Source organism: Qipengyuania algicida (assembly GCF_009828025.1).
Taxonomy (GTDB): Bacteria; Pseudomonadota; Alphaproteobacteria; order Sphingomonadales; family Sphingomonadaceae; genus Qipengyuania; species Qipengyuania algicida.
In genome coordinates, this window is record NZ_WTYA01000006.1 from 56,360 (window position 1) to 82,652 (window position 26,293).

At 61.3% G+C, this 26,293-nt stretch carries 24 protein-coding genes and 2 tRNA genes; 16 read left to right on the forward strand and 10 right to left on the reverse strand.

Annotated elements, in window-relative coordinates:
- The first annotated feature begins 29 nt into the window (after positions 1 to 29).
- From ilvB to GRI58_RS08885, 8 genes are all read left to right on the forward strand, one after another.
- Positions 30 to 1,781 carry a biosynthetic-type acetolactate synthase large subunit gene (gene ilvB / locus GRI58_RS08850; RefSeq protein ID WP_160753238.1) on the forward strand — a complete coding sequence of 584 codons (1,752 nt, stop codon included), beginning with the start codon at positions 30 to 32 and terminating at the stop codon, positions 1,779 to 1,781.
- Positions 1,781 to 2,296, forward strand: a complete 516-nt coding sequence (ilvN, locus tag GRI58_RS08855) for an acetolactate synthase small subunit (protein WP_160753239.1) — start codon at positions 1,781 to 1,783, stop codon at positions 2,294 to 2,296. The genes ilvB and ilvN overlap by 1 nt, the downstream gene beginning before the upstream one ends.
- 13 nt (positions 2,297 to 2,309) lie before the next feature.
- The gene (gene ilvC / locus GRI58_RS08860; RefSeq protein ID WP_160753240.1) at positions 2,310 to 3,344 is read left to right on the forward strand and encodes a ketol-acid reductoisomerase; all 1,035 of its coding nucleotides are present in this window, start codon (positions 2,310 to 2,312) and stop codon (positions 3,342 to 3,344) included.
- 34 nt (positions 3,345 to 3,378) lie between these two features.
- On the forward strand, positions 3,379 to 4,488 hold the full coding sequence (locus GRI58_RS08865; RefSeq protein WP_160753241.1) for a glycosyltransferase: 1,110 nt from the start codon (positions 3,379 to 3,381) through the stop codon (positions 4,486 to 4,488).
- Positions 4,489 to 4,668: 180 nt separating this feature from the next.
- The gene (gene leuA / locus GRI58_RS08870) at positions 4,669 to 6,351 is read left to right on the forward strand and encodes a 2-isopropylmalate synthase (RefSeq protein WP_160753242.1); all 1,683 of its coding nucleotides are present in this window, start codon (positions 4,669 to 4,671) and stop codon (positions 6,349 to 6,351) included.
- A gap of 96 nt (positions 6,352 to 6,447) precedes the next feature.
- The gene (locus GRI58_RS08875; protein ID WP_160753243.1) at positions 6,448 to 7,848 is read left to right on the forward strand and encodes a PAS domain S-box protein; all 1,401 of its coding nucleotides are present in this window, start codon (positions 6,448 to 6,450) and stop codon (positions 7,846 to 7,848) included.
- A 97-nt stretch (positions 7,849 to 7,945) separates the two neighbouring features.
- Positions 7,946 to 8,992 carry an amidohydrolase family protein gene (locus GRI58_RS08880; protein WP_160753244.1) on the forward strand — a complete coding sequence of 349 codons (1,047 nt, stop codon included), beginning with the start codon at positions 7,946 to 7,948 and terminating at the stop codon, positions 8,990 to 8,992.
- 69 nt (positions 8,993 to 9,061) lie between these two features.
- Entirely contained in the window at positions 9,062 to 10,030 is a 969-nt protein-coding gene (locus GRI58_RS08885) for an NAD(P)H-dependent flavin oxidoreductase (protein ID WP_160753245.1), read from the forward strand.
- Positions 10,031 to 10,040: 10 nt separating this feature from the next.
- Here the strand turns inward: GRI58_RS08885 and GRI58_RS08890 are convergent, their stop codons facing one another.
- The 4 genes from GRI58_RS08890 to GRI58_RS08905 form a co-directional block, all read right to left on the reverse strand.
- The gene (locus GRI58_RS08890; RefSeq protein WP_337190938.1) at positions 10,041 to 10,514 is read right to left on the reverse strand and encodes an AHH domain-containing protein; all 474 of its coding nucleotides are present in this window, start codon (positions 10,512 to 10,514) and stop codon (positions 10,041 to 10,043) included.
- Positions 10,486 to 10,884, reverse strand: a complete 399-nt coding sequence (locus tag GRI58_RS08895; RefSeq protein WP_160753247.1) for a hypothetical protein — start codon at positions 10,882 to 10,884, stop codon at positions 10,486 to 10,488. The genes GRI58_RS08890 and GRI58_RS08895 overlap by 29 nt, the downstream gene beginning before the upstream one ends.
- Positions 10,885 to 10,926: 42 nt before the next feature.
- Positions 10,927 to 11,358: a hypothetical protein gene (locus tag GRI58_RS08900; RefSeq protein WP_160753248.1), complete on the reverse strand. Its 432-nt coding sequence runs from the start codon at positions 11,356 to 11,358 to the stop codon at positions 10,927 to 10,929.
- Between the two features lie 115 nt (positions 11,359 to 11,473).
- Entirely contained in the window at positions 11,474 to 11,959 is a 486-nt protein-coding gene (locus GRI58_RS08905; RefSeq protein WP_160753249.1) for a flavodoxin family protein, read from the reverse strand.
- An 80-nt stretch (positions 11,960 to 12,039) separates the two neighbouring features.
- On the opposite strand from GRI58_RS08905, the gene recJ reads away from it, so the two are divergent.
- From recJ to GRI58_RS08940, 7 genes are all read left to right on the forward strand, one after another.
- Entirely contained in the window at positions 12,040 to 13,827 is a 1,788-nt protein-coding gene (gene recJ / locus GRI58_RS08910) for a single-stranded-DNA-specific exonuclease RecJ (RefSeq protein ID WP_160753250.1), read from the forward strand.
- A gap of 86 nt (positions 13,828 to 13,913) precedes the next feature.
- Positions 13,914 to 13,988, forward strand: a tRNA-Glu gene (locus GRI58_RS08915).
- Positions 13,989 to 14,023: 35 nt separating this feature from the next.
- Positions 14,024 to 14,098, forward strand: a tRNA-Glu gene (locus tag GRI58_RS08920).
- Between the two features lie 102 nt (positions 14,099 to 14,200).
- Positions 14,201 to 15,373, forward strand: coding sequence for a sensor histidine kinase (locus GRI58_RS08925; RefSeq protein WP_160753251.1), 1,173 nt, complete (start codon positions 14,201 to 14,203; stop codon positions 15,371 to 15,373).
- 177 nt (positions 15,374 to 15,550) lie between these two features.
- Entirely contained in the window at positions 15,551 to 16,225 is a 675-nt protein-coding gene (phoU, locus tag GRI58_RS08930; protein WP_160753252.1) for a phosphate signaling complex protein PhoU, read from the forward strand.
- 68 nt (positions 16,226 to 16,293) lie between these two features.
- Complete coding sequence (gene phoB / locus GRI58_RS08935) at positions 16,294 to 16,980, forward strand: phosphate regulon transcriptional regulator PhoB (RefSeq protein WP_160753253.1); 687 nt, start codon at positions 16,294 to 16,296, stop codon at positions 16,978 to 16,980.
- Positions 16,981 to 17,118: 138 nt separating this feature from the next.
- Entirely contained in the window at positions 17,119 to 17,502 is a 384-nt protein-coding gene (locus GRI58_RS08940; RefSeq protein WP_160753254.1) for a PilZ domain-containing protein, read from the forward strand.
- Between the two features lie 17 nt (positions 17,503 to 17,519).
- On the opposite strand, the gene GRI58_RS08945 is transcribed toward GRI58_RS08940, so the two are convergent.
- Genes GRI58_RS08945 through GRI58_RS08955 form a run of 3 tightly spaced genes read right to left on the reverse strand, consistent with a single transcriptional unit; the run spans position 17,520 to position 21,526 of the window.
- Entirely contained in the window at positions 17,520 to 18,734 is a 1,215-nt protein-coding gene (locus GRI58_RS08945) for an ExeA family protein (RefSeq protein ID WP_160753255.1), read from the reverse strand.
- 42 nt (positions 18,735 to 18,776) lie between these two features.
- The gene (locus GRI58_RS08950) at positions 18,777 to 20,015 is read right to left on the reverse strand and encodes a pyridoxal-dependent decarboxylase, exosortase A system-associated (protein ID WP_160753256.1); all 1,239 of its coding nucleotides are present in this window, start codon (positions 20,013 to 20,015) and stop codon (positions 18,777 to 18,779) included.
- Complete coding sequence (locus tag GRI58_RS08955; protein ID WP_160753257.1) at positions 20,012 to 21,526, reverse strand: acyl-CoA ligase (AMP-forming), exosortase A system-associated; 1,515 nt, start codon at positions 21,524 to 21,526, stop codon at positions 20,012 to 20,014. Before GRI58_RS08955 ends, GRI58_RS08950 begins: the two co-directional genes overlap by 4 nt.
- 123 nt (positions 21,527 to 21,649) lie before the next feature.
- Between GRI58_RS08955 and GRI58_RS08960 the strand changes: the two genes are divergently transcribed.
- On the forward strand, positions 21,650 to 21,952 hold the full coding sequence (locus GRI58_RS08960) for an acyl carrier protein (protein ID WP_160753408.1): 303 nt from the start codon (positions 21,650 to 21,652) through the stop codon (positions 21,950 to 21,952).
- Here GRI58_RS08960 and GRI58_RS08965 read toward each other — a convergent pair.
- The 3 genes from GRI58_RS08965 to ilvD are packed head-to-tail and all read right to left on the reverse strand — an operon-like array spanning position 21,949 to position 26,264.
- Entirely contained in the window at positions 21,949 to 23,175 is a 1,227-nt protein-coding gene (locus GRI58_RS08965) for a class I SAM-dependent RNA methyltransferase (protein WP_202386902.1), read from the reverse strand. The genes GRI58_RS08960 and GRI58_RS08965 overlap by 4 nt on opposite strands.
- The gene (locus GRI58_RS08970) at positions 23,142 to 24,530 is read right to left on the reverse strand and encodes an NAD(P)H-hydrate dehydratase (protein WP_160753259.1); all 1,389 of its coding nucleotides are present in this window, start codon (positions 24,528 to 24,530) and stop codon (positions 23,142 to 23,144) included. The genes GRI58_RS08965 and GRI58_RS08970 overlap by 34 nt, the downstream gene beginning before the upstream one ends.
- A gap of 12 nt (positions 24,531 to 24,542) precedes the next feature.
- The gene (gene ilvD, locus GRI58_RS08975; protein ID WP_160753260.1) at positions 24,543 to 26,264 is read right to left on the reverse strand and encodes a dihydroxy-acid dehydratase; all 1,722 of its coding nucleotides are present in this window, start codon (positions 26,262 to 26,264) and stop codon (positions 24,543 to 24,545) included.
- Positions 26,265 to 26,293: the final 29 nt, after the last annotated feature.

The following is a 26,293-nucleotide window of genomic DNA, read 5'->3' on the forward strand; positions in this document are numbered from 1 at the left end:
GATTTGATTGAAACGAAGGAGTATTTTCCGTGTCGAGTGAGCGCAGCGGCGCAGCCATCCTGATCGAGACCCTGGTCGAACAGGGCGTCGAAGTGGTTTTCGGCTATCCCGGTGGCGCTGTCCTGCCGATCTACGACGAGCTCTTCGCAGAGACGCGCATCCGCCACATCCTCGTCCGGCACGAAGCCGGTGCCGCCCATGCAGCCGAGGGTTACGCCCGCTCGACCGGCAGGCCGGGCGTCGTTCTGGTCACCAGCGGTCCGGGCGCGACCAACGCGGTCACGGGTATAGCCGATGCCTATATGGATTCGATCCCAATGGTGGTGCTCACCGGACAGGTCCCCACGGCACTCATCGGCACCGACGCATTTCAGGAAGCCGACACCGTCGGCATAACGCGGCACTGCACTAAGCACAATTATCTCGTGACCGATCCAGAGGATCTGCCCCGGATCATCCGCGAAGCCTTTCGCATTGCCACGAGCGGGCGGCCCGGCCCGGTGCTGGTCGATATTCCCAAGGACGTGCAGATCGCGCTTGCATCGGTTTCCGAAGAACGGGACGCAACTCCCCTTCCCTCGCACAGACATCAGCCTCGAATTGAGGGAGATGCCGACGAAATCTCGCAGGCGATCGCGATGCTTGCCGCTGCCGAAAGGCCCGTTTTCTACACAGGTGGCGGCGTTATCAATTCAGGACCCGAAGCGTCCGAGCGGCTGCGCCAGTTGCAGCATCTGACCGGCGCACCCGTCACCAGCACGCTGATGGGACTCGGAGCCTTCCCGGCGAACCATCCCGACTGGCTGGGGATGCTTGGAATGCACGGCACATATGAAGCCAATATGGCGATGAACCGCGCCGACCTGATCGTTGCCATCGGCGCGCGATTCGATGATCGTGTGACAGGTCGTCTCGACGCCTTCGCGCCCCACGCGAAGAAAATCCACATCGATATCGACCGCGCAAGCATCAACAAGATCGTGCCCGTCGACCTTGGCATCCAGGGTGATTGTGCGCGCGTTCTCGATCAGTTGATCGATGCGTGGGGATCGCGCAAGGCGCGCGATCTGGGCGAATGGAAAGCTCGTGTCATGGGTTGGCGTGCGCGCGAGTGCCTCGCTTATCCAGAAAACCGCGAAGCAATCATGCCCCAGAAGGCTATCGAGCGGTTGTTCGCGCTGACCAAGGATCGCAACCCGATCATCACCACGGAAGTCGGCCAGCATCAGATGTGGGCCGCGCAATATTTCGGCTTCTTCGCGCCCAACCGCTGGCTCACCAGCGGCGGTCTCGGGACGATGGGATACGGCCTGCCCGCCGCGATCGGCGCGCAGCTCGGCAATCCAGGCGATCTGGTGATCGACATCGCTGGCGAAGCGTCGATCCAGATGAACATTCAGGAACTCGGCACCGCCAGCCAGTATCGCCTGCCGGTCAAGGTGTTCATCCTCAATAATGAATATATGGGCATGGTCCGCCAGTGGCAGGAACTGACCTACGAAAGCCGCTATTCGAACAGCTATTCCGATAGCCTGCCCGATTTCGTGAAACTCGCCGAAGCCTATGGCTGGAAGGGTATCAGGATCGAGGACGAAGGCTCGCTCGACGCCGGAATTGAGGCGATGCTGGCGCATGACGGCCCGGTGATCGTCGATTGTCTGGTGGCCAAGGACGCCAATTGCCTTCCGATGATCCCGAGCGGCGCGGCGCATACTGAAATGCTGCTGCACGGCGATCTGGTCACCGGGGTCATGGAAGACGAAGCGAAGGCGCTGGTATAATGAAAATGACCCAGGCCGCAGGTGAGCGGCACGTTCTCACCATCGAGGTCGACAATGAGGCCGGGATTCTCGCCAAGATCGCAGGGCTGTTTACCGCTCGCGGATACAACATCGACAGCCTGACCGTGGCCGACATCAGTGAGGATCACGCGGTCAGCCGAATCACCATCGTCACCAACGGGCCACCCCCGGTGATCGACCAGATTCGCGCCCAGCTTGAACGGCTGGTGCCGGTCCATCAGGTGACCGACCTTACCGAGCAAGGCGCGCACGTCGAGCGCGAGCTGGCGCTGGTCAAGGTTGCCGGGACGGGTGACAAGCGGGTCGAAGCCTTGCGCATCGCGGAGCTGTTCCGCGCCAAGGTCGTAGACACCACCACATCGAGTTTCGTGTTCGAGATTACCGGGACGACCGAGAAGATCGGCAGCTTCCTCGCGCTGATGCGAGAGTTGGGGCTGGTCGAGGTCGGTCGCTCGGGAATCGTCGGAATGATGCGCGGCGTTCAGGACGCCTAACAGAGGAATGGAAATGCAGGTTTTTTACGACAGCGATTGCGACACCGATCTGGTCAAGGACAAGAAGGTCGCGATCGTCGGCTATGGAAGCCAGGGCCACGCCCATGCGCAGAATTTGCGCGATTCCGGAGTGAAGGATGTCGCCATTGCCCTTCGCGACGGATCGGCCAGCGCCAAGAAGGCCAAGGACGCCGGTTTCGAGGTCAAGAGCGTTTCCGACGCCGCCGAATGGGCCGACGTCCTGATGATCCTTGCCCCTGACGAGCATCAGGCGGCGATCTATGCCAATGAAGTTTCGGGCAAGATGAAGCCCGGATCCACCCTCGCCTTCGCGCACGGCCTCAACATCCATTTTGGCCTGATCGAGCCGCCAGCGGACGTCGATGTCATCATGATCGCACCCAAAGGCCCGGGGCATACTGTGCGCAGCGAATATCTGAAGGGTGGCGGCGTCCCCTGCCTCGTCGCGGTGCATCAGGAGAGCACTCAGTCGGGAGGCAACGGCTATGCAAAGGCGCTCGCCCTGTCCTACGCCAGTGGCGTCGGCGGCGGGCGTTCGGGCATCATCGAAACCACGTTCAAGGAAGAATGCGAAACCGACCTGTTCGGCGAGCAGGCGGTGCTGTGCGGCGGGATCACCCACTTAATCCAAGCCGGGTTCGAAACGCTGACCGAGGCGGGTTACGCTCCCGAGATGGCCTATTTCGAATGTCTCCACGAAACCAAGCTGATCGTCGATCTGCTTTATGAAGGCGGCATCGCCAACATGCGCTATTCGGTCAGCAACACTGCCGAATATGGTGACATCAAGACCGGGCCTCGGATTATCACGGACGAAACCAAGGCGGAGATGAAGCGCGTCCTGAACGACATCCAGTCGGGCCGGTTCGTGAAGGATTTCGTGCTCGACAATCAGGCCGGCCAGCCCGAGCTGAAGGCAAGCCGCAAGGCCGCAGCCGCACATCCGATCGAGCAGGTCGGCAGCCAGCTGCGTGCGATGATGCCGTGGATCGGCAAGAACAAGCTGGTGGACCGCGCGAAAAATTGACCCCTCGACCGGGTCGGGATAGGCGGGCCGGATCGTGCCAGCCCGCCATATCCTGATCCCGATCCACGATTTCTCCGCCGGCGGGACCGAGCTGATCGCCTTTCGTCTTGCGAGCCATTGGCTTGCCACCGGGCGTCAGGTCACCATTCTCGCAGGCGCGCGCGACGGCCCGATGATCGAGCGGGTGCCACAAGGTGCCGCCGTCCATGTTCTCGACCCTGAACGCTCGCGCTGGCGCTTTTCCCGCGTCAGGCTCGGTGCCCAGATGGCCCCCGATGTCGCACGGATTGCGCCCGACCTCGTGTTCATCCCCGGCAATTTCCATTTCGGCCTCGCCCGCGCGATCAAGGCAGCGGTCCCGCAGACCAAGATCATCGGCAAGATCAGCAACCCGCTGGTCGGCGCACCATTCGACCATGGCGCGCTTGCAGCCGTGGCCCGCCCCGTTCTCAAGACGATCACTGCCGGGATCGACTGGTTTGCAGCCATGTCGCCCGGTCTGGCGCAGGATCTGCAACGCCAGCTCGGCCATGCGCGCGTGTCGACACTTTATGATCCGAACATTCCCGACGGCCCCCTGCCCTTCATACCCCACCCGCCCCGCAATGGCAGCGAGCCACTGCGCCTGCTCGGGATCGGGCGGCTCGAACCGCAGAAGAACTGGCCGTTGGCATTCGAAGCCATTGCGAAAATCCGCCAGCAAACCCCGGTCACGCTGCGTATATTCGGGCAGGGTCCGGATCGTGCGCAGCTCGAACAGAGAATTGCTGCGATGGACCTCAGCGACGTGATCGATCTGGCCGGCTTCACCGACAGGCTTGCCGAGGAATTCGCCCACGCCCATGCGCTTCTCATCACCTCTCATTTCGAAGGTGGCCCAGCGGTCGCCGCCGAAGCACTGGCGCACGGACTGCCAGTCGTCGCCACCGATTGCTCGCACTTCCTGCGCGATCTGATCGACGATCCGACGTTGGGCACTCTGGTGTCCAAAGGCGATGCTGCCGCACTTGGCAAAGCCGCTATCGCGCAGACGTTGCGCAACGGGCCAACTGATGAGCTGGTCGCGCGCAAACTCGCACCCTTGCGCTTTGGCGCCACGGCAAAGGCCTATCTCGATTGCTTCGACCGTGTGTGCGAGGGATAATTTAGCAAAGCGGCGCTTGCACTGACGATAATTTTAGGCAATTGAGCAGGCCATGAAACGCAACGGACTACTTCTGCGACTTATCCGCCCTTGGGCGTGACCTGAGCGTGCCTGCGGGTGCGACGGGCGCATCCAAGGGCTAAACCGCCACGCCGCAGCCATTCCGTTTCGAGATAGCCCATGTCCATGCTCAGCAATCCCGCGCAGAAATACAGCGCTTTTCCGCAGGTCGATTTGCCCGACCGCCAGTGGCCCTCCCGCCGTATCACCACCCCGCCCCGCTGGCTGTCGACCGATCTGCGCGACGGCAATCAGGCGATTGTCGATCCGATGGATTCGGCCAAGAAGACGCGCTTTTTCGATTTGCTGGTCGAGGTCGGCCTGAAGGAAATCGAAGTCGGTTTTCCCAGCGCCGGCGAAACCGAGTTCGACTTCATATCCGGCCTTGTTCGCTCGGGCCGCGTTCCTGACGACGTGCTCGTACAGGTCCTCACCCAAAGCCGCGAGGATCTGATCCGCACCAGCTTCGCCAGCCTCGAAGGCGCGCGCGCGGCAATCGTCCACCTCTATAATGCGGTCAGTCCGGCATGGCGCGAGATCGTGTTCGGTATGACACCGAAGCAAGTGATCGGCGTCGCCGTCGCAGGAGCCAAGGTGATGCGCGACGAGGCTGCCAAGCGGCCTGAGACCGACTGGCATTTCCAGTACAGCCCGGAAACCTTCTCCACCGCCGAGCTCGATATAAGCCTCGCGGTCTGCGAGGCGGTGATGGATGTGCTCCAACCGACGCCAGTCCACCCGATAATCCTCAACCTGCCCGCAACTGTCGAGGCGGCAACGCCCAATATCTACGCCGACCAGATCGAATATTTCATCCGCAATTTGCCCAACCGCGAAAGTGCGGTCATCAGCCTGCACACGCATAATGATCGTGGCACGGGGGTCGCTGCTGCCGAACTGGGCCTGATGGCCGGGGCCGACCGTGTCGAAGGCTGCCTGTTCGGCAATGGCGAGCGCACCGGCAATTGCTGCCTCGTGACGATGGCGCTCAATCTTTACACGCAAGGGGTCAACCCTGCGCTCGACTTCTCCGATATCGATCGGGTCATCGAGACGGTGGAATATTGCAACGAACTGCCTGTGCATCAGCGCCACCCCTACGGCGGCGAACTGGTCTATACGGCGTTTTCAGGCAGCCATCAGGACGCGATAAAGAAGGGTTTCGCAGCCCGCGAAACGCAGAACGATACTGGCTGGCGCGTGCCCTACCTGCCGATCGACCCGGCTGACCTCGGGCGCAATTACGAAGCTGTGATCCGGGTCAACTCGCAAAGCGGCAAAGGCGGGTTCGCCTGGGTGCTCGAACAGGATCAGGGCCTCAAACTGCCCAAGGCGATGCAAGCCGATTTCAGCCCGCACGTCCAGCGGCTCGCCGATGAACTGGGGCGGGAGCTGACGGCAGAGGATATCTGGCAGGCGTTCCGCAAGGCCTATCACGTCAAGACCTATCCCAAGCATTTCCAGCTGCTCGACTACGAGGAGCGCCGCAGCACCGATGGCACAAGGTTGTTCAGCGGAACGATTGCGGTCGCCGGGCAGCAACAAAGTGTCAGCGGACGAGGCAATGGTACGATCTCCTCGGTCATCGCGACCTTGCGCGATTCCTTCGATCTGGCGCTCGAAATCGTCGATTATTCCGAACATGCCCTGTCGACCGGATCGGACGCACGGGCGGCGGCCTATGTGCTTGCCGCCTTGCCCGATGGTCGGCGTGTATGGGGCTGCGGCATCGACGAGGATGTTGCGACCGCTGGCGTGCGCGCGGTGCTGAGTGCCGCCAACGGGGCGGTCACCGTGGCTTGAGCGATGGCCAGGCGATGCTTCGGCGGTTTCGGTCTGCTCGGATTAAACTTTCGATATCCGCTCGTTGCCAAGAATAAAAAGTGCTAATCGGCGAATATGGACGCTTCGACCAGACCTCCCCTGAGCGCGGCACATCTGTCTGCGATCGTCGAAAATTCGTCGGACGCGATCATCTCCATCGATCTCGATGGCCGGATCGAAAGCTGGAACGCCGCTGCACAGCGCATCTATGGCTGGTCTGCCGATGAGATGGTCGGTCGCAACGTATGGCCGCTTATACCAGAGGATCGCCGCGATGAAGAAGCGGCAATACTGGAGCGTGTGCGCAACGGCGACCTGGTCAGTCGATTCGAAACCTTGCGTCTCGGCAAAGGCGGTATGGAAATTCCCGTCTCGGTGACGGTGTCCCCGATCCGCAATGCGGACGGCCTGGTAATCGGTGCCTCGAAGATCGCCAGCGATCTGCGCGAACAATATGATCTGAGGCAAGAATTGCTGCAGAGCCAGCGGCACTTCGCCGCACTCGCACAGAATATTCCGCAGCTTGCGTGGATGGCCGACAGCAAGGGATGGATATTCTGGTATAACCAACGCTGGTACGATTACACCGGCACCACGCTGGAACAGACGCAGGGTTGGGGCTGGCGTGATGTACACCACCCGGACCATGTCGACCGTGTGGCCCAAAAGGTCCAGCACTCGTGGGATACCGGCGAACCATGGGAGGACACTTTCCCCCTGCGCGGCAAGGACGGCAATTATCGCTGGTTCCTGTCACGTGCCCAGCCAATGCGCGACAAGGATGGCAAGTTGGTGCTGTGGTGCGGCACCAACACCGACATTACCGAGGAGCGCGAAGCAAACGAGCGCATCCGCATGTTAATGCGCGAGGTCAATCACCGGGCACGAAACATGCTGTCGACGATACAGGCGATCGTCCATCGTTCTACCAAAAGCGCCAATCCCGAGCTCGAAGCCTCGATCATCAATCGGATCGGAGCGCTGTCTGCCAATCTTGATGTCTTGTCCGAAAGCAGTTGGGCAGGTGCGGATGTTACCGCGGTCGTTCGGTCGCAAATCGAGCATCTCGCCGAGAAAAAAGCGCAAGTGACGATCAAAGGCAAGGATGGGATAGTCTTCAAGCCTGCCGTAGCGGAGGCCTTGGGGTTGGCGATCCACGAGCTCGCCACAAACGCCGAAAAGCACGGTTCGCTGTCTGTCGCCGGGGGCGGCGTCATCGTCGACTGGCGGACCGAATCAGGAGATGACGGCGATATGTTCGTCCTTGACTGGACCGAGCACGGGGGGCCGGAAGTGGTGCCCTCCGATCATGAAGGATTTGGGTCGATCATTCTGAATCGCTATCCGCGCATGGTCATGCAGGGCATGTCCAAGGTCGATTTTGCGCGCGACGGATTGCGTTACACACTTCGCGCTCCTTTGGCGCGAATGCTCGCCAATGGTCTCGATATCGCCGGGAATCCCGTGTCAGCCTGATCGAGGCGGCTTCGATCATCACCCGGCTCTAATCGCAAAAGACGCTTGCCCTCCTTCCCATCCCGATGACACAACGACCGGGAGAGGAGCGCTGACAATGCCTGAAGAGATACTCGAGCCCGACCTGCCGATCGTCGATCCGCATCATCATCTCTGGGACTTGCGCCCGATGATGCCGAGCTTTCCCGAGCCACGACACGACTTCATCGAAGCGCTGGTGGATGCATCCTACTATACTTTCGACGCGCTCCAGGCCGATACGCATTCAGGTCACAATATCGTCGCCACCGTATTCATGGAGTGCGGCGCATTCTACGACGCTGCTCGCGATGACGCGATGAAAACGGTCGGCGAAGTCGAATTCGTCAACGGTGTTGCAGCGCAGGGCGCGAGCGGGCTGTATGGCGAGTACCGTCCCTGCGCGGGCATAGTCGGCCATGCCGATCTGACGCTCGGCGATGCGGTCAAGCCGGTGATCGAGGCGCTGCTGGCTGCGGGGAATGGCCGTTTCAAAGGTATTCGACATTCCGGAGCCTGGGACGAGGATCCAACCGTGCTCGGACCGCCCTTTCATGCTCCGCAGGATCTCTACGGCGCGGACGATTTTCGCAAGGGCTTCGCCGCCTATGCCGAGTTCGGTTTGACCTTCGATGCCTGGGTGCTGGAACCGCAATTGCCCGATGTCATCGCACTGGCGCGTGCCTTTCCTGACCAGCAGATCATCCTCGATCATTGCGGAACGCCGCTCAACATCGCCAGCTATCGTGGGAAGCTCGACGAGCATTACGACCGCTGGCAGCGCAACCTGCGCGAGCTGGCGCAATGCGAAAACGTCAGCGTCAAGCTGGGTGGGCTGGCGATGGCGTTTTGCGGGATGCCGGAGAACGGCCCTGCCGCTGGCATTGGGTCTGAGGCGCTGGCCGCGATGTGGCGTCCCTATATCGAAACCTGCATCGAAGCGTTCGGCCCTCAACGCGCGATGTTTGAAAGCAATTATCCGGTCGATCGCTGGGGTGCGTCCTATCCGGTGCTGTGGAACGCGTTCAAGCGGCTGGCTGCGGGAGCGTCGACCGACGAAAAGCGCGCCTTGTTCGCGGCGACGGCGGCGCGGACTTACGACATCGAACATATCCTCCCATCATAATCGCGCTCGACAACGCTTCGGCAAGCCGATAGCGATCAGTCAAGTTTTATAATGAAACGGAGTTGACGGATGCCCTTGCCTGCACCTTTTGATCGCCTGCGCCTGCCCGTGATTGGGTCTCCCCTGTTCATCGTCTCGGGGCCGGAGCTGGTGATTGCGCAGTGCAAGGCGGGCATCGTCGGCAGCTTTCCCGCTCTCAATGCCCGGCCGCAGTCGGAGCTCGACGAGTGGCTGCATCGCATAACCGAAGAACTGAGCCAGCATAATCGCGACAACCCAGATCGCCCCGCCGCGCCTTTCGCGGTCAACCAGATCGTCCATCGTACCAATGATCGGCTGGATGCGGATATGGTGACCTGCGCCAAGTGGCAGGTGCCGATGCTGATCACATCGCTCGGCGCACGCGAGGAGATTTTCGAAGCCGCCCATGACTGGGGCGCGATTGTCCTGCACGATGTCATCAACAACCGCTTTGCCCATAAGGCCATCGAGAAAGGCGCGGACGGGCTGATCCCGGTTGCCGCTGGCGCTGGTGGCCATGCCGGAACCTTGTCACCCTTCGCGCTCATGCAGGAAATTCGCAGCTGGTTCGATGGTCTGGTGGCGCTGTCGGGCGCGATCGGACATGGGCGTTCGATCCTTGCTGCGCAGGCGCTTGGCGCCGATTTCGCCTACATCGGCTCGCCCTGGATCGCGACCGAGGAAGCCAATGCCGTGGAAGGCTACAAGAAGGGTATAGTCGAGGGTAGCGCGGACGGGATCGTCTACACCAACCTCTTCACCGGCGTACACGGCAATTACCTGCGCTCCAGCATCGAAGCCGCCGGAATGGACCCCGAAAACCTGCCGGTCAGCGATCCCAGCAAGATGAATTTCGGCAGCGGCGGCAACAGCAAGGCCAAGGCGTGGAAGGACATCTGGGGATCGGGACAGGGCATCGGCACGGTCGAACGGGTCGCTCCGGTCGAAGAAACCGTGGCGCGGCTGGAGAGCGAATACAACGCCGCCAGAGAGCATCTCAGGCAAGTCGCCTTCTAGATGCAGCGCATTAAGCTGCACATGCGGTCCACAACTCTTCGGCGAGAGCGTCAAGCAAGGTGAAGTCCTGCCCCGCCCCCAACGGCTGATGACGATTGAGTATCAACGGCACACGCTCGTCAAGCAAGCGTCGCCTCAAGGCCTGTTGCAACAGGGCGATCCGCATAACGGCCGTTTCATCCGCAAGCGTACGCCGCCGGCTGCGACAAACAGACCAGTTCCCCTCGATCGTCCCGAGCCGATCGAGGACCATGTCATTGTAGCTGCGATGCGGCCCGGGATGGAGTGGCAATCCGGTGCGCACGGCCGTAAGGTCGCACGCCGGAAGCAACACCCCGTTGCGTCGGAAATCGTCGAAGCCGATGCGTCGTTTACCGAGCGATGCGAACATCCGTTCAAGCCCCGCGTGACGCAGCGCCTGTCTCGGTATCAGATGGTGGCGCTGTAAAACCGGATCATGGCCCGGAGCGCCGCGCCGGTTCACCGCCCGGAAGGGCAGATGCATTGCCGTCTGTATCAATCCCGCTCAACGCGCCCGCCGGCACGTCACCCTCGATCTCCGAGACATGCAGCCGCCTGCCATCAGGTGTCGGCCTCAAGCACAAAGGCACATTGTCCGGCCAAAGAATATGTCGTTCGTGCTCGATCCCGTTCTGGTTGACCAGATAGTCGATCAACCTCACAGCCAGACGTGTCGCCCGGGGACGATCGCTGGACAGCGCGGGATCGATTTCGATCTCACGCCCGGTGAAGAACGCCAGTCCATCGCTTGCCAGCCCGCCATCTTCCGTCGCAACAACACCAGTCAGCCCAAGCGCGTGGAACGCGCTGCCCTCCAGCCATTGCCTGACCATCTGGCTGAAAATTCCTCGTCCGACGGCACTTGTGGAAGGCTGTCAGACCACCGCGACCGCCCCCTCGATCTGCTCCAGCAATGCCTCAGCCATGCCCATCATCGCCCGAACGACAGGTATCGCACTGGCCGCCCCGGATAGATGCGGGCCTGGCCCGATGACGATCGCCTCGCACGACGTGATATCATTCTCGCCGATGCCAAAATGATGGCGCAGGCCCGGCCAGCAGACGCTTTGCAGCGGAGCGAGCCCGAGCACGTCGAACGTCACTCCATCGACCAGCAGTTCGAGCCACGCCTCGCCTGGATCGTCCGGTGACAGGGATTCGCGCGGATCATGGCTGACGAAGCCATGTCCGGATCGGTCCACCGCCTGCTTTATCGCATCGCTCTCGGGCCTTGTCCCAGGGCGAAAAAGCGGGAACAGGCAAGCGCTGCTTGCCTGGCCAATACCAGTGTCCTGCGATCCAGCCATCGTGGTGATCGTCCATTCCCCCCCCAAGGCATGTAGGTTTGCAGATTCATGCGCTGCGAACAATAGGCTGCAATTCTATCCCATGCGTTTACGGCATGGTGACGGGTGCAAATCGTCAGAACAGATTGAGTTTCAAGCCTTCCGCCAAGGCAGCGCCCAATTCCCGGCAGCGATGCAATACGTCTTCACCGACCTTCTTGGGCGCAAGAATCGCGTCCTTGGTCTGGGCGTCGAAATTGACGATCATCGGATCGCTCACCCGTCTGAGCCGCCAACCGGTCGCGATTCGGTCGAGCTGACGTTGCGCACCCTCTCCATCCGATCCGGCAGCAATGATCGTGGCATAGGCCCGCCCCTCGATTTCGCCGAGCATTGGGTAGTAAAGCCGATCGAACATTTCCTTCATCGCCCCGCTGAGAGCAGCGAGATTTTCCGGTCCGACGAAGAGATAGCCCCGCGCTGCCAGCATCTGCTCCGCCTCAACCGCATCGACGGGCCGCAGCAGCGCCGAATGCCCCGCCCCGTCGCTGGCAGCGCGCGCCATCGCTTCGCTTGCGCCGGTGCGGCTATGCCAGGCGATAAGGAGTGGCGGCTTGTCCATTACCCAAGCATCCCTTCACCCTGTCGATTGTCAATGCTGCTGCGCTTTTAACCGGAGCCCCCTCGGGCTACGGTAATGTCATGGTTCCAGAACTGGTACAGGATGCCCTTGGCGTTGCCCGCTCGATCGGCGGCAAGCGCTGGCGATGGCGCGGCGGCAATATGGCGCTCGGTCAGAACGGGGCGACGCTCGATCACGATATCGTTACCCAATTGCTCCTGTCGCGAGGGGTGCCGGCCCATGATCTGGAGCGTCATCGCGAGCCGACTTTGCGCGGTTTCCTGCCAGATCCCGCATTGTTCGCCGATATGGAGGTCGCTGCCGAACGGATCGCGCAAGCGGTGCTGACCGGCGAGAAAGTTACGGTTTACGGCGATTATGATGTCGATGGAGCGACCAGCGCCGCATTGCTGATTCGCCTGCTTCGCATGTTGGGCCTCCCCGCAGACTATTACATTCCCGACCGACTGCTGGAGGGCTATGGCCCGTCGGGAGAAGCGCTGGTGGCTTTGGGCGAACGCGGATCGAGCCTCGTCATCACGGTCGATTGCGGTGCGATGGCGCATGAAGCGCTGGCGCAGGCAAGCGATGCCGGGATCGACGTAATCGTGGTCGACCATCACAAATGCCCTCCCGACCTTCCGCGGACGGTCGCCCTGGTTAACCCAAATCGGCTCGACGAAAGCGACGAGGCTGCCGCGCATGGTCATCTGGCGGCAGTCGGTGTCGCATTCCTGCTTGGCGTTGCCCTGGTGCGCAAATTGCGCGACCGTGGCTTTTTCAAGGGCCGGAGCGAACCGCAGTTGATCGGTCTACTCGATCTGGTTGCATTGGGGACTGTGGCGGACGTCGCCGCGCTCCACGGCCTCAACCGCGCATTCGTGTCGCAAGGGCTGAAGGTCATGGCGCGGCGGAACAATATCGGTCTGGCCGCACTGATCGACGCGAGCCGCCTGAAGCGGAGCCCGCAGTGCAGCGACCTCGGATTCGCGCTCGGCCCGCGTATCAATGCGGGCGGGCGCGTCGGTGAATCGACGCTCGGGGTGCGGCTGCTCACCACCGAAGATCCTGACGAAGCACGAACGATCGCCGAGCAGCTATCGGCGCTGAACGAGGAACGTCGCGCCGTAGAAGCCGAGGTACAGGAAGCAGCCGAAGCCCAGCTCGAATCGCAGCACAATCGATCAGTTCCGGTGCTCTGTGCGAGCGGCTGGCATCCCGGAGTAATTGGAATAGTCGCGGGGCGGATCAAGGAAAAGACGGGCAAACCCTCTCTGGTCGTCGCGCTGGATGCAGAAAGCGGCATCGGCAAGGGTTCGGGACGTTCGATCAGCGGCGTTGATCTTGGGGCGGCAATCATCGCCGCGCGCGAGCAAGGATTGCTGATGGCAGGCGGTGGCCATGCCATGGCTGCGGGAATCACTGTCGCTCGAGACAAGATCGACGATTTTGCCGAGTGGCTGGACGAGCGGCTGGCTTCGCAGGTTGCCCGCGCCTCTGCCGAGCAGGAGACGTTGCTCGATCTTTCCGTGACGCCCGGTGGCCTCACGCCTGAACTGGTGGCGGCTCTCGATGGCGCCGGACCCTATGGAGTGGGTTGGCCCGCTCCACGCGTTGCCGTTGGCCCGGTGCGGTTGGTGCAATGCGATATCGTCGGACACGATCACGTTCGCATCATCGCCGCCGGTGAGGACGGAGCAAGCTTCAAGGCGATTGCCTTCCGCGCGGCGGAAGGCGACCTTGGCCAAGCTCTGTTGCATAGCGCGCGCGGACGGCGGTTGTGGCTCAGCGGGCGGGCCAAGATCGACGATTGGGGCAACCGTCCCAAGGCCGAACTGCACGTCGAGGATGCCGCCTGGGCTGACTGAGCAATGCACCATGTTGCGGATGCAGGGTTGACGCGATCAGCACCGCAACCTAATGGGCGCGCCTTGCCAACGCCCGGCAACGGCATGGCCCCTTCGTCTAGCGGTTAGGACGCGGCCCTTTCACGGCTGAAACACGGGTTCGATTCCCGTAGGGGTCACCATCTTTATCCACGGGATGGTGGCAAAATTCTGGCAAGGCCCCTTCGTCTAGCGGTCAGGACGCGGCCCTCTCACGGCTGAAACACGGGTTCGATTCCCGTAGGGGTCACCACGAAATCCACAACTTCTTTCGATCCCGGCGGCCAGCTCATGCGGTTCCGCTTCGAGTCCGCACTGGAACTCCCCATCGTCTCGCTCTAGTCAGTTGGCGTATATGGAGCCAGAACCTCTCAGGTGGGTAGGAATCATCCTCGCGATCGGCGCAATCGTGGCTCTGCTTCACGCGGTAGGCACCCCAGTTTTCGTCATTGTGTTAGTGGGCCTGATCTGGATTCTCACATTGTGGCTGGCGAGGTCGCAGCCGGAGCAGATCGTGGTCAGGCGGCCTGCGGAATTCACCATAGATCGCCTGTCGGAGCTGTTTGAGGATTCAGAAACGCCGGTGCTGATTACGCGCCACAACCGCGTGATTTTCGCCAATGCATCGGCCAGAAACCTATTCGGCACACATTTGCTCGAACAGGATGCGCGAATGGCCTTGCGCCACCCTGAAGCCGTTCGGCTGATTGAAAGTAAGAAGAGTGGCAACGCCTTTGTCACCGGGCTGGTCCGCAGGCGCGATGTGTGGGCGATCAATCGCAAGGCACTCCAGGACGACATGGGCATTCTGGAGTTCATCAACCGCACGTCCGAAGCAGACATCAGCCGCGCCCATACCGATTTCGTTGCCAACGCCAGCCATGAGCTTCGCACGCCGCTGGCATCGATAATCGGCTATGTCGAAACTTTGCAGGAAGATGGCGGCAGCCTCGATACCAAGATCGCCACGCGTTTTCTCGACACCATATTGCGGGAAGCCCAGCGTCTCCAGAGCCTAGTCAGCGATCTCATGTCGCTTTCACGGATCGAAGCCGAAAAGCATGATCTGCCGGAAGATCGCATCGCGCTCGGGCCGCTGGTCGAACGGGCGACTCGCGATGCCGCAGGTGTCGACGGGGTCGAGCGGTTGACGATAGCTATCGAGGGTGACGCGAGCGTTCGCGGAGATACCCAACAGATTGAGCAACTGGTCCGCAATCTGGTCGATAATGCGCTGAAATATGGCGCATCCGGTGGCCCGGTGACTGTCAAGCTTCAGGTCCAGAAGCCCGGCCGTGCACGCCTGACGGTGAGCGACAGCGGCGATGGAATTCCCGCCGAACACATCCCGCACCTGACCCGGCGTTTCTATCGTACCGATCCGGGGCGCAGCCGCGCTTCAGGCGGGACCGGGCTGGGTCTGGCGATCGTCAAACATATCGTCGAACGGCATCGCGGTAGGCTGTCGATCGATAGTACGCCGGGTCACGGAACCAGTGTGCACGTAACCCTGCCAACAGATCTGTGATGCGCGTGCTATCGTTAGGGCTTGAAGGAGATAATATCTTCCGTCCGGACGATATGAAATCAGCTTCCCCACGGTCGCCATTCCGTCTTGTTCGCAGCCTTGGATAAACTCACCATCGCCTAATTCCGGCAATCGGGTTAAGGCGATGGCAAACGACATAGTAATGGGACTCAACGGATGAACATGGACCATACGATCAAGGCCTTCGATGAAGACATCACGCGACTGCGTGGCTTGATTGCGGAAATGGGTGGCCTTGCAGAAGTCGCGGTGCAGAATGCAATGGATGCGCTGGTTCGCGGCGACGATGAACTGGCTGAAAAGACCATGCGCGGCGACCGTAAGATCGACGCGCTGGAAAGCGAAGTCGACAAGCTGGCGATCCGCGTCATCGCACTACGAGCCCCGCTGGCGGACGATTTGCGCGAAGTGGTTGCTGCGCTCAAGATTGCGGGGGTTGTCGAGCGGATCGGTGATTATTCCAAGAATATTGCCCGCGCGAGCCGCGAGATCGGCCCGTTCCGGCGTCATTTCGAACCGCTGACGCTGCTCCCAGCGATGGCTGACGTCGCCAGTGAAATGGTCCATGACGTGCTTACCGCCTACGCTGCACGCGATGCGCAACTGGCACTTGAGGTGATCGCGACCGACCAGCGGGTCGATGCGTTCTACAATTCGATCTTCCGCAACCTCGTCAGCCACATGACGGAAAACCCATCCACCATTACCAGCGCTGCGCAATTGCTGTTCGTCGCGCGCAATCTGGAACGTATCGGCGATCACGCCACCAACGTCGCCGAAATGGTGCATTTCGCCGCGACCGGGCAATATCCGGTGGATCAGGACGACTGACATAAAAATGTAGCCGAGTAGTCATAATGCAGTCTCCATCGACCAATCGAAAGCACGAGGACTCCTCATTGGCTGCTGCGAAACTGCTTCTCGTCGAAGATGACCCGGCTCTGCTCGAGCTGCTCGAATATCGTTTTCGCAATGAAGGTTACGACGTCAGGGCCACCGCCGACGGCGATGAAGCGCTCATGCTCGCAAGCGAGGAGAGCCCAGACCTGGTGATTCTCGACTGGATGATCGAAGGCACCAGCGGAATCGAGGTCTGCCGTCGGTTACGGCGCGACAAGGCAACGGCTCATGTGCCGATCATCATGCTGACCGCCCGCGAATCGGAAGATGATCGGATTCGCGGACTGGATACCGGCGCCGACGACTACGTCACCAAGCCATTCTCTCCGCGCGAACTGATGGCACGGGTAGCGGCGGTAATGCGCCGTATCCGCCCGGCCCTGGCAGGCGAAATGCTGGAAGTCGGTGATATTGCGCTCGATCCGGTCGCGCACAAGGTCAAGCGACGTGGACGCGAATTGCAGCTTGGCCCGACCGAGTACCGCCTGCTCAAATTTTTCATGGAAAGCCCCGGGCGCGTGTTCAGCCGCAGCCAATTGCTCGATGGCGTATGGGGCACGGCGAGCGATATCGAATTGCGGACCGTGGACGTACATATCCGCCGCCTTCGCAAGGCGATCGATATTCCGGAGGCAAAAGATCCGGTAAGAACGGTGCGATCGGCCGGCTATTCCTTCGAATCCTGACCGCGCAGTGCTGCACATTCCCCTTCGCGATCAATCGCAGCGTGACCAATTATGGTTAAGCCACACCCCATCATGATCGGTCGGGTAATTTTAAGCCGATTCATCCATTGTTGCGAAGTAGCCAGGAGATGAAATCGCGTGGTTCTTGCGAATGCCGAAATTCAAGATCCCGTCGAGCGCCGTCGATTTCGGCGATACACGGTTGATCAGCCGGCCCAACTCAGGCTGACCGGCGGCGATCGCAGCGGCAGATTGAGCGACTTGTCCGAAACCGGTGCCCGGTTCGAAACCGCCAGCCCCCCGATCGAGGGTGTAAGCGGTCTGCTGGTGTGGAGAGATCAGGAACAGCGGTGCACTGTCATTTGGGCGAGCGAAGGACGTTGCGGGATACGCTTCGACCGCCCGATCCCCAAGCGCGTCGTCGATGAGAGCGTCCTGATAACGCCGGGCAAGCCCAGCAGCGATGCCAATTTCGGGAAAATCCCTTTCGACCAGAAACGGTCCGCTTTGAGACGGCGGTAGAGTTCCGACCTGAAAGCTCAGGCTTTCTCTTCTGGCTGCTCGCGCGTTTCGAAAACCTCGATCATGCGCTTGAGCAAATGGCGCAAAACCTGCTCCTGATCTTCCAGTCTCTGCTCGAGCCGATCGATTCTGGAAGCAACTTCCTGCGCAGGCGCTTGCTCGCGCAATTCATCAAATTCCCGGCGTAACTTGCTGAAAGTCTTGTCGCGCTGAACAAAGGCTTCTTCTATCGCTACCAGCTGCGCTTCGGCCAGACCCGATCCAACCCCATTCTCAGCAGGCGAGGATGAAACTTCTGCGACATCGCCTTGGCGTTCTTCGTTATCTGCCACGACTTCGCCCGGAACCCCCTTGTCCACGTCTCGATCCATTTCGTCCTCCACCGCCCCTTCGGTTGCCGCCAACATTTCGCCGTCCGGCGTAACGTCCGAAAATTCGTGCAAGACCACCTCAAGCAAATCGCTGTTCAGTATCTCCATTTCCCGATCTGCACCATGCTCAAGCAATCGCGTCATAATGCGATTGATGGCTTCGGGATTTCCGGCGGTCGCTTCATGCAGCTGTCCAGCTATCGAAGGCGCCAATACCGGCCCCCCTTCCCAGCCCGCCCACTTCAGGCGGCCATCGACATAGGGTTCGATCTCATCGACCATCAATCCGTCGAGCGTGTATTCGACCGTCAGCCGCTCGCGCAGTTCGCCAAGCCCCTCGATTTCGGCAATTGTCTCGGCAAAATCGAGGCCACCGGTCAAGACCATCTGCACCAGCGGCCGATCGCCCAAGCGCAGACGCCCCAGCTCTTGCAGTGCGAGCAGGCCGTCTTCTCCTGCTGCCTGCGCATCGTCGGCAAGCACCAATACACGCGAGCCCCGTCGCGCCTCGTCCTGACAAAACAGATCCAGCGCCGCAAACGGGCTTTCCGAATGTGTTTCCGGATCGTCGAGCGCAAATCCCTGTAGTACGCCTTCCAGCATCCCCTGAGCGCCCAGTTCGGCTACCGAAAGCATAGCCAGCGTCACCGCTTCGGCTTCGAGCTTGTCACGCAGGTGGAGGAGCAAGCTCGACTTGCCTGCTCCCTTCGAACCGGTGACGAGGACAACTCCCCCGCCCTTGTTCAGCCCATGGCCAATCGTCGTGATCGCCTTGCGGAAGGTCAGGCCGGGGAAATATTCAACTGCGTCGATATTTGCCTCGAAAGGGCGACACGACAGGCCATAGAATTGCTCATACATCAGTGGGCACCCTCTGATCGATCCGAACGCGGAAGGCCCGCATCATACCATCATTTCCGTGGCCGGTCCGTGGCCAAGAAAGGCGCTGGGCGACGCGCTCGCACCATAGGCCCCTGCGCAGAACACCGCCACGACATCGCCCACGTTTGCGCGCGGCAGTTCGGCGCGGTCGGCGAACCGGTCCAGCGGCGTGCACAGGCATCCAACGACATTGGCCACTTCTTCCGGCGCCGCAGAAAAACGGCTCGCAATCGCCAGCGGATAATTCCGCCGCACCACCGTCCCGAAATTACCCGATGCAGCGAGCTGGTGATGCAGGCCACCGTCGGTGACGAGGAATGTCTCGCCCCCACTTTCCTTGCAATCGACAATCCGGGTCAGATAGACGCCTGCCTCACCCACCAGGTAACGGCCGAGTTCGATATGGAATTCGGTTTGAACGAGATTTGGCAGCGGATTGTCCAGCTTCTCACCAAGTGCAGCACCTACGGCATCGATATCGAGCGGCCTATCACCGGCAAAATAGGGGATGCCGAAACCACCACCCAGATTGAGACGCGTCAGGCCGACTTGTGCATCGGTTGCAAGTCGGTCGGCAAGTGCAAGCGTGGCGGCTTGCGTTTCGATCACTGCTTCAGCGTCAAGCGCCTGACTTCCGGCAAAGATATGCAACCCGCGCCATTCGCAGCCCGCTTCCACGATACGCTTGATCAATGCCGGTGCTCTTACGGCATCGATCCCGAAAGGCTTGGCGCCGCCTCCCATTTTCATGCCCGACCCCTTGAGCTCGAAATCGGGATTGACGCGAACCGCAAGCCGCGGGGCCACGCCAAGCCTTTCGGCAATGGCCAATGCCCTGTCCGCCTCTCCCTCGCTCTCAAGGTTGAGCGTAACTCCGGCTGCAATCGCTGCTTCAAGTTCGTCTTTGCGCTTGCCCGGTCCGGCGAAGCTGACACGGCTCATGTCTATCCCGGTGGTCTGGACCATGCAAAGCTCGCCGCTCGAGGCGATATCGAGTCCATCCACGAGCTTCACCATAAGTTCAAGTATCGGCGAAAAGCTATTGGCTTTTATGGCATAATTTATCTTGAGTTGCTGCGGCATCGCCTCGCGCAAGCGTGCCATGCGAGTTTCTATCAGTTGGCGTGAATAGACGAAGAGCGGGGTTTCGCCCGCAGCTTCGACCAGCGCACTTGCGGTCTTTCCACCGACCGCAAGCTGCCCGTCGATGGTCTCGAATCCATCCGGGATCGGTCCAAGCGGCTTGGCATGGGTCGTCATGCGTCGATCTCTTTAGCCAGTGCTGCGCGATCGATCTTGCCATTGGGGTTCAAGGGCAGCTCCTCACGCCAGAAAATGGTGCGCGGCTGCATGAAGTTCGGCAGTTCGCTAGCCAGCGCCTTAGCCAGCGCGTCTTCGTCTGGCCGGATGCCGGGTGCACTTCTGACAAACAGCACCACCGCCTGTCCCAGTCTTTCGTCCGCGGCGCCGAGGGCCACAGCATCGGCGACCAGACCGGTCGCCACCGCAGCATCCTCTATTTCCTGCGGGCTGATGCGATTACCTGCACTCTTGATCATGGCGTCGCGTCGCCCGACGAAATATAGCAAACCGTCCTTGCCGCGGATCACCCGATCACCCGACCACACCGCTGTGCCTCCATACTTGCTGTGCGCTGGTGCGGGCCGGAACCGTTCAGCTGTCCGTACGGGATCCTGCCAGTATCCCTGCGCAACCAGTGGTCCACAGTGGACAAGCTCGCCTTCCTGTTCAGCTGGGACTGGACCACCCTGCTCATCAACGACCAATATCTCGGCAAAGGGGATCGCTCGCCCCATCGAGGTAGGATGCGCATCGACCAGAGCCGGGTCGAGATACGTCGATCGAAACGCTTCAGTCAGGCCGTACATCGGATAAAGGTCGACATGAGGAAATATCCGTCGGAGGTTGGTTACCAGCTCCGTGGTGAGAGCGCCCCCGCTATTGGTCAAGCGACGCAGGGCGCCACGTGCCTCGTCGGACCATTCGATCGCAACGAGTTGCCACCAGAGCGGCGGAACGGCAGCGAGCGTCGTCACCCTGTGCCGCGCGCAAGCTTTCGAGACGTCGCGCGGGAGCAGATAGTCGAGCGGAATAACCCTGCCGCCGGCGTACCAAGTGCTCAGCAACTGGTTCTGGCCGTAGTCGAAAGACAGCGGCAGCACGGCCAGCGTAACGTCATCGTCGGCAAGCTTGAGATACTGGGCCACGCTGACGGCCCCCAGCCACATGTTCGCATGGCTCAGCATCACGCCCTTGGGTTTGCCGGTCGAGCCTGAGGTGTAAAGGATCGCGGCGAGAGTTTCGGGGTCCCTGTCGGATGCACCTGGTCGCTGCGGACAGGCCCGCGACTGCGCGATGGCGTCCACTTCCGCAATCACCTCGCAGTTTTCAGGTATGTCGGCATTCTCCAGCGTCGCCAGACGCGCTTTCGTCCCCAGCAGCAGCCGCGCCCCGCTATCCGCCAGAATATAGGCGACCTGCGCACGCTTGAGCAGTGGGTTGATCGGCACATGCACGAGGCCCGCTCGCGCTGCCGCCAGCGGCAAGAGGCAGGTCAGCTCGCCTTTCGCGGCCCAGCTGGCAACCCGCTCGCCCTCCTCGCAGCGCGCCGCCAGCCAGCCAGCCAAACCCGCGACCCGCTCGTCGAGCATGGCATAGCTCAACACCTCTCCACGCAGCACCAATGCCGGTGCATCGGGGTGCCCCATCAGCGCAAGATGGTCGATCGGATGAGGTGTGGCATAATCCATCGGCTATGCGCTATCGAGCGCGCAGCGTGAAAGCGCAAGCGTCACCGCGACTTGCGCCGCATTGTTGCTGTGGTAAGGCGCGCTTCCCCATCAACTTGCGGGATCCGCCAAGAGACGATGCCGATGAATGCCGATACTGTCAGCCAGAACGCCACAGGGCCATCGCGCGCCGAAGTCGACCAAGCCCTGAGGGCAATTCTCGTTGACGTGCTCAGTCTCGATCCCGAGAACGTGGCGGACTTCACCGTGGATACCGGCCTGTTCGGCCACTTGCCCGAACTCGATTCCATGGCGGTAGCGACCCTGCTCACCGAAATGGAAGATCGCATGCGTATCACGATCGACGACGACGATGTCGAAGGCGAGATGCTGGAGACCTATGGCGGGTTGCTGGCGTTTGCAGAGGCCAAGTCGATCGCAGGCTAGCGCAGGAACAGGCTGGTCAGCTCGACATGCGTCGACCAGCGGAATTGGCCCACGGGCCGCAATTTCTCAAGCCGGAACCCTGCGTCCACCAGCACCTTGGCGTCACGCGCCCAGCTTGACGGGTTGCAGCTGATATAGGCCACACGGTCGAGGGTGCTGTCGGCAATGGCTGCGATCTGCTCGCGCGCACCAGCACGCGGGGGATCGAGCAGGACCGCACCGAAGCGATTCAACTCTTCCGGCTGGAGCGGATTGCGAAACAGATCGCGGTGCAGCGAGTGGACCTGCTTCGCTTGCGTGGCAGCCGCCACCTTGCAGGCGAGATGCGCATCGCGCCCAGCCTCAACTGCAAGAACCCGGTTCGATTGAGACAAGCCGAAAGCAAATGTACCCAGACCGGCAAACAGGTCGGCGACCACTTCGGCTGATCGGCAGAAGTCCTGCGCGTCGTGCAACAGCACTGCCTCCCCATCCGGCGTCGGCTGGAGGAAAGCTCCGGCGGGAAGCGGCGTCGCCACACCTGCCAAGGTCACCGTGACGGGCTGTGGTTCCCACAGAGTTTCCGGCCCATATCCTTGATCGACTCCGATCCGGGCAAGACCATGATCGCGCGCAAAATCGAGGAATGCCTCGGTCGGTCCCAGCCCATCGATCGCCATATTTTTCAAGGCGCAATCAATGCCCTGATCCGTCATCGTCAGAGCGATGTCGATGGGGTTCTTGCCGCCCCATTGCGCGAGCAAGGCGCGCAGCGGAGCAACGAGCGCGAAAAGGTCGCGATGGAGAATATGACATTCGGCCAGATCCACGATTCGGTGGGAACTCGCCGCGCGGAAACCAAGCACAGCTCCCTGAGCGGTCTTCAAACCATGCAGGGTCGCACGCCGCCTGCTGTTCGGCGGGGAAAGATGCGTCTCAAGCAGCTCTCCGACTGTGACGCCCTGCCCTTCGGCCGCGTGCACGACGCGCTCGGTGACGAACTGGCGTAGCGAAGCTTCATCGGCGTGCTGCAATTGGCATCCGCCGCACTCGGAAAAGTGGCGGCACGGCGGGGCGACGTGATGCGGGCCGGGTTGCAACTCGCCATTGTCGAGCAAGACGTCGCCGGGGGCGGCACGCGCAACATGGCGACCATCCGCCGTGACGCCATCGCCCTTGGCAGCGATGCGTTCGATCACTCCGGACGCCCTCACAGGAAATGCGCCAGCGCGCGGTTGACGCATGACGCCAGTCGACTGGCCGTGAACGACGGACCCGCCAGCGCAGCGGCATAGGAGTGAAGCCAAACGCCCTCCTCTGCCGCACGCGCGGGATCGCCATGTCCGGCAAGGCGCGAGGCGATGATGCCCGCCAACACGTCGCCGCTGCCAGCGACCGACAGCCAGCTCGACCCGCGCGGGAAGAACGTCAGCCGCCCGTCTGCGCATGCCAGTACCGTGTCAGGCCCCTTGGCGAGGATAGCCGTGCCGATGGCGTCACGCAGTCCCGTTGCCTGTTCGACCTTGCCTTCCGCCGTGACGTCGAATGCCTTGCACAGCGCTGCCAGTTCGCCTTCATGCGGCGTCAGGCAAATACGGGACGCATCGACGCCTTCGAACATGTCAGCGTCGAGCAGGTGCAACGCATCGGCGTCGATCACGGCGCAAGCCCTGGCGTCGAGCACCGTGGCAAGCCGCTCGCGCGCCGCATCGTCACGCCCGAGGCCGGGTCCGACGAGCATCGCCCCGATGCGCTCGTCCGACAAAGCCTCGCCAAGCGCGCTCGTCGACACCACCAGATCGGGTGGAGAGCAGGTCGGCGAAGAGTCGCTGAGCAACTTCACATAACCCGCTCCAGCGCGCATCGCGGCCTCGCACGCAAGCAGAGGAGCGCCCGGCATTGCTCCTGCAACCACGGCGAGCAGGCCGCGCCTGTACTTGTGGCTGTCAGGTGCGGGCGCTGACAGCAGAGGTCGGTCCGAAAGAGTGACGTCATCATGGTCAAGCGCCAGTCCGATATCGACGAGCCGCTTTTCGCCCATCGCCGCACAGCCGGGCATCAACCAATGCGCGCGTTTCCAAGCGCCGAGCGCCAGAGTCAGGTCGCATTGATAGGGCGCAGCCAGCCATTCGCCGCTGTCGCTCATCACACCACTCGGCACGTCTATTGCGATCTTGAATGAGGAAGACTTGCCAAACTGCTCTAATAATTCTGCAAATTGACCTTCGACTTTTCGAGAAAGCCCATATCCGAACAGGCAATCGACCAGAATTGGGTCGGTAAGCGTGGCAGCAACGTCGACAGGTCCGGCGTAGCTGGCGCGCGCCTTAGAAGCGGTCTCGGTGGTGGGATCGACCGGGGCAACCACCCTGACAGCAAGCCCGCTCTTACGCAGCGTCTCGGCGATCACATATCCATCGCCGCCGTTGTTACCGGGGCCGCACAGGACCGTCACCGCCCTGCCTCCAGCGACGCGTGCAACCCATTGCGCCGCGCCCTCGCCCGCGCGCTCCATCAACTCCCATTCGCTGACGCCAGAGGCCATCGCGGACTGTTCGGCGGCGCGCATCTGCGCGACGGTCAATACCGCCGTGCTCATGCCGGAACGCCCTCAGATATCGGCGAAGATATGCGTTTCCTTGGCCGCGCCCGGATGGGTAACCGCACCCTTGGAGGCAGGGCCGACATTCTGCGAGAAACGCCACAAGGCTCCGGACTGATAGTCATTCTGGCGCGGCTGCCACGCCTTGCGTCTTTCGTCCAGCACCGAAGGGGCGACATCGAGGTCAATCGTGCCCTGCTCGGCATCGATCACGATCATGTCGCCATCCTCGATCAACGCAATCGGCCCGCCATCGGCCGCTTCCGGCCCTACGTGACCGATGCAGAAACCTCGCGTGCCGCCCGAGAAACGCCCGTCGGTGATCAGCGCGACCTTTTCGCCCATGCCCTGCCCATAGAGCGCGGCGGTTGTGGCGAGCATTTCGCGCATTCCCGGGCCGCCCTTCGGCCCTTCGTAGCGGATCACGATCACGCAGCCTTCGGCGATGTTGCGCTCCTCGACCGCACGGAACGCGTCTTCCTCGCATTCAAACACGCGCGCCGGGCCGGAGAACGTCAATCGCTGCATCCCGGCGACCTTCACGATCGCGCCATCGGGGGCCAGCGTACCTTTCAGGCCCACCACTCCCCCGGTCGGGGTAATCGGCTTGGAAACATCGTAGAACACCTTCTGGTCGGGGTTCCAGGTGATCTCCTCGATATTCTCGCCCAGCGTCTTGCCGGTTACAGTCATCGGATTGGGATCGAGAAAGCCACCATCGAGCAGCGTCTTCATCCCCATGTAAACACCGCCCGCCTCGTGCATATCCTTGGCAACATAGCGCCCGCCGGGCTTCAGATCGGCGATATAAGGCGTCGACTTGAAGATCTCGGCAACATCGAACAGGTCGAACGCGATCCCCGCTTCATTGGCCATCGCGGGCAGATGGAGCGCGCCATTGGTCGATCCCCCGGTCGCCGCGACGACGCGCGCGGCATTTTCGAAAGCTGCCCGGGTGCAAATATCGCGCGGGCGGATGTTCTTCTCCAGCAGGGTCATCACCTGCCGTCCGGCAGCAAGCGCGATCTCCTCACGCGATTTGTAAGGAGCTGGTGCCATATTGCTGTTTGGAAGCGATAATCCGATTGCCTCGCCAACGCATGCCATGGTGTTGGCTGTAAACTGACCACCGCAAGCGCCATGGCCCGGACAGGCAACCTTCTCCAGCGCAGTCAATTCTGTGAGGGGGCAATTGCCTGCTGCATACTGCCCCACCGCCTCGAATACGTCGACCACTGTCACGTCTTCATCGTGGAACCGCCCGGGCAGGATCGAGCCGCCGTAGACAAAGATGCTCGGCACATTGAGGCGCAACATCGACATCATCATGCCCGGCAAGCTCTTGTCGCATCCTGCAAAGCCGACCAGTGCATCATAGCAGTGCCCACGCACCGACAGCTCGACCGAATCCGCAATCACCTCGCGGCTGACGAGCGAGCTTTTCATTCCCTGATGCCCCATGGCGATGCCATCGGTCACGGTGATCGTGTTGAAGCGGCGCGGCATACCGCCACTCTCCGTCACACCCGTCCGGCAAATGTCCGCCTGCGCGTTCAGTGTCGTGTTGCATGGGGCACTGTCATTGCCCGCGCTGGCGATCCCGACGAAGGGGCGCGCGATTTCTTCCTCGGTCAGCCCCATGGCGTAATAGTACGACCGGTGGGGTGCCTTTTCGGGGCCGACTGAAACGTGACGGCTGGGCAGGCGCGATTTATCGAAAGTCTTGGTCATTGGGGGCTTCTCCGTATCCGAAGCCCATT